Genomic DNA, 12,319 nt, shown 5'->3' with positions numbered 1-12,319 from the left:
GTCGTTAAGAGCGGGGCGTAAAGGAGTTTAGTGTGGGCCTGATACAAAATATTTTAGCGGTCATTGTGGTGCTGGGCCTGCTAGTGACTTTTCACGAGTTTGGCCATTTTTGGGTGGCACGCCGTTGCGGCGTCAAAGTGCTGCGCTTTTCGGTAGGTTTTGGTAAACCTTTGTGGTCCCGGGTTGATCGTCAAGGCACCGAGTACGCTATCGCGGCGATTCCGCTCGGCGGCTATGTCAAAATGCTTGATGAGCGCGAAGCGCCGGTTCCAGAAGATCAGCTAGACCAGGCGTTTAACCGCAAGACAGTTTGGCAGCGCATTGCTATTGTGGCAGCGGGGCCGATCGCTAATTTTTTGCTAGCAATCGTTGTGTACTGGGGGCTATTTGTGGCCGGTACCACGGTCGTTGCGCCCATGGTGGGGGACGTTATTCCGAACTCCCCCGCCGAGCAGGCAGGGCTTGCGCGTGGCTATGAAATTGTCGCTGTTCAAGGCGATGAAATGCGCTCTTGGGAAGATGTTAATCTAAAGCTAGTGTCTATCATTGGCTTTAGCGGCGAGCTGAGTATTGATGCACGCCCAGAAGGGGCGAGTGATTCCCAGCGCTATATGCTGCCGGTGGCAGATTATTTGGTGCGTCAGGATCCACCGCAGCCGTTGGAAACGCTGGGTATCACGCCGTGGCAGCCAGAGTTTCCGGCTATTTTAGGCCAAGTCGTGAGTGGTGAGGCCGCCGAGCAGTCGGGCCTTATGGCTGGCGATACCATGGTGGCGATTAATGGCGAGCAGGTGGATGATTGGATGCACTTCGTCAATATCGTGCGGGGCAGCCCTGGTGAAACGCTGCAGCTCACTTACGAACGAGACGGCGAACGGTCGAATATAGATTTAACCCCAGGGCGTAACAGCTTAGATACAGGGGTAGAAATTGGTTATATCGGTGCCGGCGCGCAGCAGGTTGAGTGGCCTGCGGAGTTCCAGCGTGAAATCCGCTATGGCCCTATTGAAGCGGTTGGACAGGCGCTTTCGCGCACCGGAGAGATGACGCTATTAACCGTAGATGCCATACGGAAGATGTTGGTTGGGCTTATTTCTCCCTCCAATTTATCCGGGCCGATTACCATCGCGCAGGTGTCTGGAGATTCAGCGCGTGCGGGGGTAGAAGCGTTTGTCGGCTTTCTAGCGTATCTTTCTATCAGCCTTGGGGTGCTTAATTTACTACCAATCCCCGTGCTTGATGGTGGCCATTTGCTTTATTATTTCATGGAGGTCGTGCGTGGACGGCCAGTATCTGAAAGAACACAAGCCGTAGGATTGCGCATTGGGCTTGCCATGGTTGGCACCCTGATGTTGATGGCCCTCTATTTTGATCTGATGCGCCTGTGGTAATGACGCGTGTAGCGCGCAGGATGCCTTGTCATCTGCCTGCACAAATGTATATGGTGCCTGTCTGGAATGATGGGCAGACCAACGCGAGCGAATTGACTGCATGAAAATCAAGACCCTTGGAATGGCGGCACTTTTGCTGGCAGGCGCCAGCGGCGCCCAAGCACAATCCTTTGATGTTTCAGACATTCGAGTGGAAGGACTACAGCGGGTATCTGCCGCCTCGGTCTTCAATGCGTTCCCAGTCAGTGCCAATGAGCGCGTCAGCGAGGCCCAGTTGGCTAACGCTGCTCGTGATTTGTTTGCAACGGGACTTTTTGATGATGTCTCCTTAGCACGCGAGGGAGATGTGCTCGTTATTCAGGTCGTTGAACGCCCGACCATTGCACGGCTACAGATCAACGGCAACGACCAGATATCTGAAGACGATCTGCGTAATGGCTTACGCCAATCGGGCCTTTCTGAGGGGCAGGTGCTGGAGCTTTCTACGCTAGAGGAAATTCAGCGCGAGCTGGAAGGTGTTTATCAGTCTCAGGGTCGCTACAGCGCCAGCATTGATACCGAAGTTGAAGAAATTGATGAAGGCCGCGTTCAGGTCAATATCAACATCAATGAAGGCGAAATTGCTAAAATTAGCCAGATCAATATTATTGGTAATGAGGCCTTTGATGATGAAACGCTGCGCCAAGTATTTGAGTTAAACGATCGGCCGGGGCGGTTCTTTGGCTGGTTCTCTAGCGACGAGTACTCCCGCGAAGCATTGTCGGGCGATATTGAGCGACTGCGTTCTTACTACTTAGACCGCGGCTACGTCAACTTTGACGTTACCTCGACTCAGGTATCGATTGGTCCCGAGAAATCGGAGATTTTCATCACGTTAAACGTTGATGAAGGTCAACAGTATCGCGTTGGTAATATTCGTTTTGCGGGTGATCTACAGATCAGCGAAAACGAAGCCCGTCAGCTGCTCACCGTTAATGAAGGTGAGATTTTCTCGCGTGGTGATGTCAATGCCTCCACTGAAGCCCTGCGTCAGCGGCTAGGTGCGGAGGGCTTTGCCTTTGCTGATATTCAGGGCGTGCCTGAAATATCGGACGATGGTGAGACGGTCGATTTGGTCATCGCCGTTAATTCAGGTGAGCGTGCCTATGTGCGCCGCATTGAGTTCTTCGGTAATACCACCACTCAAGATGAAGTGCTGCGTCGCGAGATGATTCAACTAGAAGGCGCGCCTGCTTCGACGGATGCCATCACTCAATCGCGTCAGCGTCTAGAGCGACTGGGTTTCTTTAGCCAAGTAGAAGTGGATACGCAGCCTGTTCCTGGTGAGCCGGATCTGCTGGATGTTACCTATAACGTTGAAGAGCAGCCTTCCGGTTCGGTGTCGGCAAGCGTTGGCTTTTCTCAAAGTGCCGGCGTTATCTATGGCGTAGGTCTATCGCAGAACAACTTCCTTGGTACGGGTAATCGGGTCAACATAGGGGCTCAGCGCAGCGATACCTTTACCAGTGTCAACTTTGGTTTCACCGACCCCTACTGGACGCTCGATGGGATTTCTCGCGGTTACAATGTTTTCTACCGCGAAACCGACTATGCCGATTCCGATATTTCTACGTTCTCGACGGATGCCTATGGTGCGGGTATTAACTTCGGCTACCCTGTCAGCGAGCTATCGCGGCTAAACTTTGGCGCCAGTCTTGAAGACCTAACGGTCAAAACCTACTTTGATACGGCCTCTGAAATTCGCCGCTATGTGGAAGACCAGGGTGAGGACGCGCAAAGCCTTAAGCTAACGGCCAGCTGGACACGTAATAACCTTAACCGCGGTATCATGCCGACGGATGGTAACTACCAGCGTCTTTCAATAGAAACCGGTGTGCCGGGCAGCGATGCGGAATATTATAAGCTGCGTGCGCGTGCCCAGCAGCTTTTCCCGATCAACGATGATGAGTCCTTCGCGCTCAAATTTACCGGTAATGTTGGCTATGCCGACACGTTAGGCGGCAACGATCCGTTCCCCTTCTATGAGAACTTCTACGCCGGTGGCCTAGGCTCGGTACGTGGTTTTACCTCTAATACGTTAGGTCAGCGCACGACGCCATCTTCTGAAGGCGGCCGTAATCGTACGTTGGGTGGTAACGTTTCAATCGAAGGCAGCGCCGAGATCATTTTCCCGCTGCCCTTTATTGAAGATCAGCGCGCACTTCAAACATCGCTGTTCTTAGATGGTGGTAATACCTTCCTGAGCTCTTGCTACGATGTGCTGGATGAAGATGCCGGCCGTCAGCAGTGTAACTCGGGCGTTGATTTAGGTGACCTGCGCTACAGCACAGGTATTGGCCTTTCTTGGCTGACACCAGTGGGCCCGCTAACGTTTAGTGTTGCTCGCCCATTGAACGATGAGAGCGGCGACGATACACAGTTCTTCCAGTTCTCATTGGGACAAACGTTCTAAGAGCTCTAAGAGGCAGCCGTTCTAATTTTGCTAGGTCGCGTGCCATGGTGGCGCGCACTAGCGTGACCTAAGGAGTTAACACAATGCGTAAACTGACAGCGGTTGTATGCTTGTTGGGCGCGATGATTTTACCTGCTCATGCGGCGGAAGTGGCCGTACTTGATTGGCGAGCAGCGTTGATGAATACCCAGTCTGCTCAAGCGTCACTGAGCAGTCTGGAAGGTCAGATCGGCAGCCAGCAGCGGGAAGCGCAGTCTCTTGGCAACGAGCTTCAGCAGCTCCAGCAGCGCTTGCAAAACGAAGGTGAAACAATGGGGCAGTCCCAGCGTGAGTCGCTGATAGGCGAATTGCAGCAAAAGGGCAGCCGTTTTGAGCAACTTCGTCAAGAAGTGATGCAGGCACAGCAGCGTTCTGAACAGCAGTTTTTAGAAAGCGCTGAATCCAAGCTAGAGCAAGCCGTAGAGCAAGTGCTAGAGCGTCACGGCATAGACGTGCTGGTTGAGCCACAGGGTGTACTACACTCCGGTGTTGACCTGCCTAATCTGACCGACGAAGTCACTCAGATTTTTGATGGCTTGAACTAAATTTAAATGATGTTTGGTGTGGCCTGGCCACACCAAAGCTTCTCTGGGTTCCCATGACGCACGCTTCTCATCACCTTACTCTTGCAGACATTGCTCGCCACTTAGGCGTTGCCTTTAAGGGCAATGCTGAGCAGCCGATACGCGGTCTTGCGACGCTAAAAGAAGCGCAGCCGGATCAAGTGGCTTTTTTGGCGAACCGTGCCTATTTGAAAGATTTGGCGACGACTCAGGCAGCGGCGGTGTTATTACACCCCGAGCATGGCAAAGATTGCCCTGTGCCGCGTCTGGAAATTGATAACCCGTATTTAGGCTATGCCAAGCTCTCTCAGCTGTTTGATCCGTTGCCGGCGCGCGATGTGATCGGTATTCACCCGACGGCGGTGGTAGCTGATGACGTTCAGCTAGGTGCCGATGTTTCTATCCAGGCGCACGCAGTCGTGGAAGCAGGAGTGGTGCTTGGCAGCCGCGTCGTTATTGGTGCCGGTAGTATGGTCGGGGCCGATAGTCAGCTCGGCGAAGGTACGCGCCTGCACGCCAACGTTACCGTCTGCCATGGCGTCGTTATTGGCAAGAACGTGATCCTGCAAAGTGGCTGTGTCATCGGCGGCGATGGGTTTGGCTTTGCTCACGATGGTGCCGGCTGGCATAAAATTGTTCAGTTAGGTGGCGTTGTGCTGGGTGATGATGTGGAAGTCGGCAGTTGCTCGAGTATTGATCGTGGCGCGCTGGGTGATACGGTAATTGGCAATGACGTTAAAATCGATAGCCAGGTGCAAATTGCCCATAACGTTATTATTGGCGACCACAGTGCAGTGGCAGGCTGTGTCGGCATTGCGGGCTCAACGAAAGTCGGCAAGCACTGCATGTTGGGCGGCGGCGTCGGGCTATCCGGCCACCTGACCATTTGTGATGGCGTTCAGGTGACGGGAATGAGCCTGGTCACGAACTCTATTCATGAGCCTGGTGTCTACTCTTCGGGCACTGGTGCCATGGCCAATAACCAGTGGCGGAAAAACGCGGTGCGCTTTAAGCAGCTCGATGATATCGCCAAGCGTTTAGCGCGATTGGAAAAAAAGCAGCGAGATTAACAAGTGCTGAATGATTTTATCCGCCGTTAGCTTGAGGCTAGATCGCGGCGGGGTATAATCCACAGCCTTTTCACCAGCAGGCGTGCTGGTATTTACCTGATTCCCCTTCAGGTGTTTCAGGTTTTTTTGTCATTTTAGAGGTCGCTACGATGGTTATGGATATCAATGAAATTCGCGAATACTTGCCCCACCGCTATCCGTTTTTGCTGGTGGATCGAGTAACGGAATTGACCATCGGTGAGTCCATCGTTGCGTACAAGAACGTTAGCATCAATGAGCCGTTTTTCAACGGACATTTTCCGCACCATCCGATCATGCCCGGCGTGCTTGTTATCGAAGCGCTGGCACAGGTATGTGGCATTCTTGGCTTTAAAACGGTTAATAAATTACCGGCCGATGGTTACGTCTATTATCTAGTAGGTAGCGATAAAGTGCGCTTCAAGCGCCCGGTTATGCCCGGTGACAAGCTCACGTTAGAAGCGAACGTTATCAAAGGTAAACGCGGTATCTGGAAATTCGCCTGTCGCGCTTCTGTTGATGGCGAGCTAGCCTGCGAAGCGGAAATTATTTGTGCCGAGAGGAAGGTTGCTTGATACATCCTACTGCCTTGGTCGACCCAGCGGCGCGTCTCGCCGATGACGTTGAGGTGGGTCCTTTTAGTGTTATTGGGCCAGACGTCACTATCGGCGCAGGCTCTGTCATTGGCCCTCATGTGGTGGTTAAAGGCCCCACTACTCTGGGCGAGCGTACGCGTATCTTTCAGTTCGCCTCTGTAGGCGAAGACTGCCAGGATAAAAAATACGCAGGCGAGCCAACGCGCCTGGTGATGGGCGACGATAACGTAATTCGCGAAGGCGCCACGCTGCATCGCGGTACGGTTCAGGATCGCAGTGAAACCACGATTGGTTCGCGCAATTTATTTATGGCCTATGTGCACGTTGGGCATGATTGCGTTATTGGTAACGACTGCATCTTGGCTAATCAGGTCACCTTGGCTGGCCATGTCACCGTCGGCGACTACGTCATCCTAGGTGGCTTGTCGGCAGTACATCAGTTCTGCCACTTTGGCGATTATGCGATGGCGGGCGGTGGCTCGATTATTACCAAAGACACGCCTGCGTATATCATGATTAATGGTAATCCTGCTGAAGCACGCGGCCTTAATTTAGTAGGTTTGAAGCGTCGAGGCTTTAGTCGCGAAGCGATTAACGCACTTACTGCAGCCTACAAAATGGTGTATCGCCAGGGCTTGACGACAGAGCAGGCGCTTGCCGAGATGCGCAGCCGCTTTGATTTGCCTGAGGTCGAGCATTTCGCCGCCTCTATTGAGCGCTCGACACGCGGCATTACCCGCTAGCCCATGCGAATTATTTTATGACCCTGCAACGCGTTTATCTCGTGGCTGGGGAGCTCTCCGGCGATATTCTGGGCGCAGGGTTGATGCGCGAGTTGAAAGCGCGTCATCCGGGCGTTGAGTTTCGAGGTATGGGCGGGCCTCGCATGCAGGCTGAGGGCATGGAAAGTCGTTTTCCATTAGAAACCCTGTCAGTCATGGGGCTAGTTGAAGTGCTCAAGCATCTGCCTGAGCTGATTCGTGTGCGGCGTACTTTAAAAACAGAAGCGCTGGCCTGGCAGCCGGATATTATGCTGGGCATAGACGCACCTGATTTCAATTTGGGGCTAGAAAGACAGCTCCGCGAGGCAGGTATCACGACCGCTCATTACGTCAGCCCCTCCGTTTGGGCGTGGCGTCAGGGCCGAGTGAAAGGCATCGCCAAATCAGTCGATGGCATGTTGACTCTGCTGCCCTTTGAAGCTGCTTTTTATCGCGCCCATCGAGTCCCCGTCGTGTTTGTTGGCCACCCGCTGGCCGACGAGCTACCGCTTGAAAATGATCGTGATGCCACGCGCCGTGAACTCCACGTGCCTGCTGATGCGCCGGTGATGGCTCTGCTGCCGGGCTCGCGCGCTAACGAAGTGCGTTTTTTAGGCGCTACTTTTTTGGCCGCTGCCGAGCAGCTTTGTCAGCGTCATCCCGCGCTGCACGTTGTTATTCCCGCCGCAACGCCTGATCGACGTCGTGAAATAAGCGCACTACTTGCCGACTACCCGCGGCTTGCAGAGCGTACTAGTTTGCTAGATGGGCAAGCCCGCGAAGCCATGGTGGCAAGCGATATTGTTTTGCTCGCCTCCGGTACGGCGGCGCTTGAAGCGATGCTCTGCCACCGGGCGATGCTGGTCGCTTACAAAATGGCGCCAGCCACTCACTGGCTGGCGAAGCGGCTGGTGAAAACTCAGTGGGTGTCGCTGCCGAACCTGATCGCGCAAGAAACACTGGTGCCTGAGTTGATTCAGGAGGCTGCCTCGCCTGAGGCGATTGCTGACCAGCTCAGCGCTATGTTGACCGATGAGCCGAGCCGTTACGCGCTTGAAGCGCGCTTTGCCGAGATACACGCCACGCTGCAGCGCAACGCTAGCCAGCGTGCGGCGCAAGCGCTCGGCGCATTGGCAGCAGGGCAGCCATGGGAAGAGGCTTATGACGATTAACTACGCCGACTATCCGCCTTTAGAGATTGCCTATAGCGGCCAGCGGCTTGCCGGGGTCGATGAAGTGGGACGCGGACCACTGATCGGCAGCGTAGTGGCCGCTGCGGTCATTCTGGATTCTGCCCATCCGATTGAAGGTCTGACTGACTCGAAAAAATTAAGCGCGCGTCGCCGTGAAGCGCTGGACAAACAGATCCGCGCGCGGGCAATAGCGTTTGCGATAGCAGAGGCCAGTGCCGCCGAAGTGGACGCGCTAAATATTTATCACGCCACTCATTTAGCTATGCGCCGAGCCATTGATGCGCTGGCGCCTTCGGCCGAGTATCTGCTCATCGATGGTAACAAGCTTCCCGGTCACCGGTTGCCCGGGCAAGCCGTGGTAAAAGGCGATGCCCGCCATGCGGCTATCGCCGCAGCATCAATTTTGGCTAAAGTGTGGCGCGATGCCCAAATGGTGACGCTGGATATGCGCTATCCTGAGTATGGTTTTGCCCGTCACAAAGGCTACCCCACAAAAGAGCACCTAGCGGCACTGTCTGCGCATGGGCCTTTACCCGAACATCGACGCAGCTTTGCGCCCGTTCAGCGTCAGCTATCAACGACCAACATACCCTAGCGCTGCTTTAAGCCAATGTTTTTATTTGCCGAGAATGTTATGAATTTGTTGAGGGTGTTATGACGTTAGCGAGAGTCTCATGACGGTACCGTTTGTCCATCTGCGTTTGCACAGTGAGTACTCCCTGGTCGACGGCCTGGTTAAGCTTAAATCGCTGGTCAGTACCACCGCTGAACGGGCGATGCCGGCGCTGGCCTTGACCGACGAAACCAATTTATTTGGTTTGGTAAAATTCTATAAAGCGGCCCAAGGCGCTGGGTTAAAACCCTTGATTGGCAGCGATTTATGGCTTCAGAACCCGCACGACGAATCGCACCCTTACCGTATAACGCTGCTGGCGATGAATGACGTTGGCTATCGTAATCTCACCGAACTGATCTCTAAGGGCTGGACTCACGGCCAGCGCCAGGGGCGCGCCATTCTCGACAGACAGTGGGTGATGGAGCAGAGCGAGGGGTTGATTGCGCTCTCCGGCGCTCGCGAGGGCGAAATTGGTCGCCATCTGCTATCTGATCACGAGCAGGATGCGCGGGCGCTGCTGAAAGAATGGCAGGCAGCTTTTCCGGAGCGTTTTTATCTGGAGCTAGTGCGCACCGGGCGCCCCTTAGAAGAGGCCTGTGTTCACGCAAGCGTCAAGTTAGCCATCGAGACTGGTACGCCGGTAGTCGCTACCAATGACGTGCGCTTTTTGGCTCGCGAGGATTACTGGGCCCATGAGACCCGGGTGGCGATTGGCGAAGGCAAAGCGTTGGACGACCCGCGCCGCGAGCGTCGTTATACCGAAGAGCAGTATCTGAAAAGCCCCGAGGAGATGGCGGCGCTGTTCTCCGATATCCCCGAAGCGCTAGAAAACAGCGTGATGATTGCCCAGCGCTGCAGCGTCAATGTGCGCCTTGGCGAGATTTTCCTGCCTGAGTTCGAAATTCCCGAGGGCATGACGCAGGACGAGTTTTTTCGTAAGGTTTCCCACGACGGCCTGAAGGATCGTTTGGATTTCTTATTTCCCGCTGAGCGCTATCCTCGCGAGAGTGACGAATACAAAGCGATCGACCAGCGCTATCGCGATCGGCTTGAATTTGAGCTGAACGTTATTATTCAGATGGGCTTTCCCGGCTACTTCCTGATCGTTATGGATTTTATCCAGTGGGCGAAGGATAACAGTGTGCCGGTAGGGCCTGGGCGTGGTTCGGGTGCAGGTTCGTTGGTAGCCTACGCGCAAAAAATTACTGATTTAGATCCGATTGGTTACGACCTGCTATTCGAGCGCTTTTTGAATCCTGAGCGTGTTTCCATGCCCGACTTTGACGTCGATTTCTGCATGGAAAAACGCGACAAAGTCATTGAGTACGTGGCCGAGCGCTACGGGCGTAACGCGGTCTCGCAGATTGTTACTTTTGGCACCATGGCGGCGAAGGCCGTGGTGCGCGATGTTGCTCGCGCTCAGGGCCGGCCTTATTCGCTGGGCGACAAGCTCTCTAAGCTGATCCCTTTTGAAGTTGGTATGACGCTGTCCAAAGCGATTGAGCAAGAGCCAGCGCTTAAAGAGTTTATCGGCAACGACGAAGAGGCCGAAGAGATCTGGGAGATGGCGCTTAAGTTAGAGGGCACCACGCGCGGTACCGGCAAACACGCGGGCGGCGTGGTAATCGCGCCGACCAAACTCACCGATTTCTCACCGCTGCTGTGTGATGAAGATGGCTCAGGCCTCGTCGTCCAGTTCGATAAAAACGATATTGAAGAAGCGGGCCTGGTCAAATTCGATTTCTTGGGTCTGCGTACGCTGACGATTATCGACTGGGCGCTGGAGATGGTCGATAAAGTGCGTAGCGTTAACGGCCAGGGGGCGCTGAATATCGACAGCATTCCGCTGGACGACGCACCGACCTTTGAAATGCTAAAGCGCGCCGAAACCACCGCGGTGTTCCAGCTTGAATCGCGTGGCATGAAGGAGCTGATTAAGCGCCTGCTGCCCGACTCACTAGACGACATGATTGCCCTAGTGGCCCTGTTCCGTCCCGGGCCTCTCCAGTCGGGCATGGTCGACGACTTTATCAACCGTAAGCACGGCCGGGCCGAAGTTTCTTATCCACACCCGGATTACCAGCATGAACTGCTTAAGCCGGTGTTGGCGCCTACCTACGGCATCATTCTTTACCAAGAGCAGGTCATGCAGATCGCTCAGGTCATGGCAGGCTACAGCCTTGGCCAGGCCGATATGCTGCGTCGCGCCATGGGTAAGAAAAAACCCGAAGAAATGGCTAAGCAGCGCGACGGCTTTATGGATGGCTGTGCCGCCAACGGTATCGATAAGAATCTGGCCGGTAACATCTTTGACTTAGTAGAAAAATTCGCCGGCTACGGCTTTAACAAGTCGCACTCGGCTGCTTACGCGCTGGTGTCTTACCAAACCGCTTGGCTGAAAGCCCACTATCCGGGCCCCTTTATGGCGGCCGTCATGTCCACCGAAATGGACAACCTGGATAAAGTGGTGCCGCTGATTGAAGAGTGTCGCAATCTTAAGCTTACGGTGACGCCCCCAGACGTTAACGTGGGGGGCTACAAATTCACGGTGGATACGGACGCTCGCGTTGTTTATGGCCTGGGCGCGATCCGAGGTGTGGGCGAAGGGCCGATTGGTGCCATTGTTGATGCCCGTAAGGCGGACGGCCCGTTTAAGGATATCTTCGACTTTTGCCGGCGTATGGATCCTAAACGGATGAATAAGCGCACCCTGGAGGCGCTGATTCGCTCCGGTGCACTCGATACGATAGGTCCTAATCGTGCGGTGCTGTTCGCGGCGATGGAAGACGCGCTAAAAGCCGCTGCGCAGAATCATACCAATCAGAATCTGGGCATGCTGGATATGTTTGGCGATGCCTTCGCCGAAGCCGACGACAGCGAGAGCAACGTTTACACCGAGTATCTCAGCGCGCGTGAGTGGACTGATCGCGAAAGGCTTTCGGGGGAGAAAGATACCCTGGGGCTTTACCTAACCGGTCACCCGATTGACGAGTACGAGCGTGAGTTAAAGCGCTTTGTTTCCACTCGCATCAGTGATTTAAAACCCTCTCGCGATCCTCAGCGTGTGGCAGGGCTGGTGGTTGGCGTGCGCACGATGAAGTCCAAACGTGGTGATACCATGGCGTTTATCACCTTGGATGACCGCACCGGACGCATTGAAGCCTCGCTGTTTGGCGAGCTGTTTGAGCAGCTGCGCGGCCAGATTGAGTCCGATCAGGTGTTAATTGTTGAAGGCGAAGTCTCTAGCGACGAATTTTCTGGCGGTTTGCGCCTGCGTGGTAAAGATGTCACGCCTATGGTGACAGCGCGAATTCGCTATGGTCAGGCGGTTGAGCTTGCCCTAGACGCTGAGCAAATCAACGGCCGTTTAATTGAGAGCCTGCGTGATAGCCTTACGCCCTACCGCGATGAAGCAGGGCTGCCAGTACGCCTGCAGTACCGCCATCCGGCAGCGGTGGCTTGGCTTGAGCTTGGCGATGAGTGGAAGGTCGCGCCGAGCGACGATTTATTGCTAGCGCTGCGAGATGTGCAGGGCCAGGCGGGTGTTCAACTTCGCTACCGCTAGCCAGGCGACCACGGAGCCTTCACCTTGCGTGGCAGAATCAGGGTGCGATAATGCT

9 protein-coding genes are annotated in these 12,319 nt (G+C 54.6%); all 9 read left to right on the top strand.

The features are described 5' to 3' along the window. Nucleotides 1-32 precede the first annotated feature (32 nt). The 9 genes from rseP to dnaE all read left to right on the top strand — a co-directional run bounded on the left by rseP (nt 33) and on the right by dnaE (nt 12,264). Nucleotides 33-1,391: an RIP metalloprotease RseP gene (rseP, locus tag ACT3TR_RS04875; protein ID WP_096282172.1), complete on the top strand. Its 1,359-nt coding sequence runs from the start codon at nt 33-35 to the stop codon at nt 1,389-1,391. A gap of 100 nt (nt 1,392-1,491) precedes the next feature. Further along, on the top strand, nt 1,492-3,843 hold the full coding sequence (bamA, locus tag ACT3TR_RS04870; RefSeq protein ID WP_407647780.1) for an outer membrane protein assembly factor BamA: 2,352 nt from the start codon (nt 1,492-1,494) through the stop codon (nt 3,841-3,843). A gap of 83 nt (nt 3,844-3,926) precedes the next feature. Next, nucleotides 3,927-4,427 (top strand): OmpH family outer membrane protein, encoded by a 501-nt coding sequence (locus tag ACT3TR_RS04865; protein ID WP_096282170.1) that lies wholly within the window; start codon nt 3,927-3,929, stop codon nt 4,425-4,427. A 53-nt stretch (nt 4,428-4,480) separates the two neighbouring features. Further along, complete coding sequence (gene lpxD, locus ACT3TR_RS04860; RefSeq protein WP_096282169.1) at nt 4,481-5,515, top strand: UDP-3-O-(3-hydroxymyristoyl)glucosamine N-acyltransferase; 1,035 nt, start codon at nt 4,481-4,483, stop codon at nt 5,513-5,515. Nucleotides 5,516-5,664: 149 nt separating this feature from the next. Beyond that, nucleotides 5,665-6,108 (top strand): 3-hydroxyacyl-ACP dehydratase FabZ, encoded by a 444-nt coding sequence (fabZ, locus tag ACT3TR_RS04855; protein WP_096282168.1) that lies wholly within the window; start codon nt 5,665-5,667, stop codon nt 6,106-6,108. Then, nucleotides 6,105-6,872, top strand: a complete 768-nt coding sequence (gene lpxA, locus ACT3TR_RS04850) for an acyl-ACP--UDP-N-acetylglucosamine O-acyltransferase (RefSeq protein WP_096282167.1) — start codon at nt 6,105-6,107, stop codon at nt 6,870-6,872. Before fabZ ends, lpxA begins: the two co-directional genes overlap by 4 nt. Nucleotides 6,873-6,889: 17 nt before the next feature. Then, nucleotides 6,890-8,062 carry a lipid-A-disaccharide synthase gene (gene lpxB, locus ACT3TR_RS04845; protein WP_096282166.1) on the top strand — a complete coding sequence of 391 codons (1,173 nt, stop codon included), beginning with the start codon at nt 6,890-6,892 and terminating at the stop codon, nt 8,060-8,062. After that, nucleotides 8,052-8,678 carry a ribonuclease HII gene (gene rnhB, locus ACT3TR_RS04840; protein WP_444624427.1) on the top strand — a complete coding sequence of 209 codons (627 nt, stop codon included), beginning with the start codon at nt 8,052-8,054 and terminating at the stop codon, nt 8,676-8,678. The genes lpxB and rnhB overlap by 11 nt, the downstream gene beginning before the upstream one ends. A gap of 79 nt (nt 8,679-8,757) precedes the next feature. Then, nucleotides 8,758-12,264 carry a DNA polymerase III subunit alpha gene (gene dnaE / locus ACT3TR_RS04835; protein ID WP_444624428.1) on the top strand — a complete coding sequence of 1,169 codons (3,507 nt, stop codon included), beginning with the start codon at nt 8,758-8,760 and terminating at the stop codon, nt 12,262-12,264. Nucleotides 12,265-12,319: the final 55 nt, after the last annotated feature.

Source organism: Halomonas sp. AOP12-B1-6 (assembly GCF_052379225.1).
In the GTDB taxonomy this organism is placed as follows: Bacteria; Pseudomonadota; Gammaproteobacteria; order Pseudomonadales; family Halomonadaceae; genus Vreelandella; species Vreelandella casei.
Note: the sequence above shows the minus strand (reverse complement) of the source record. Positions and strands in the feature narration are given on the sequence as shown.

Coding starts and splice junctions, on each gene's coding strand:
- bamA (WP_407647780.1), top strand. CDS start 1,492: ATGAAAATCAAGACCCTTGGAATGGCGGCACTTTTGCTGGCAGGCGCC.
- ACT3TR_RS04865 (WP_096282170.1), top strand. CDS start 3,927: ATGCGTAAACTGACAGCGGTTGTATGCTTGTTGGGCGCGATGATTTTA.
- lpxD (WP_096282169.1), top strand. CDS start 4,481: ATGACGCACGCTTCTCATCACCTTACTCTTGCAGACATTGCTCGCCAC.
- fabZ (WP_096282168.1), top strand. CDS start 5,665: ATGGTTATGGATATCAATGAAATTCGCGAATACTTGCCCCACCGCTAT.
- lpxB (WP_096282166.1), top strand. CDS start 6,890: ATGACCCTGCAACGCGTTTATCTCGTGGCTGGGGAGCTCTCCGGCGAT.
- rnhB (WP_444624427.1), top strand. CDS start 8,052: ATGACGATTAACTACGCCGACTATCCGCCTTTAGAGATTGCCTATAGC.
- dnaE (WP_444624428.1), top strand. CDS start 8,758: ATGACGGTACCGTTTGTCCATCTGCGTTTGCACAGTGAGTACTCCCTG.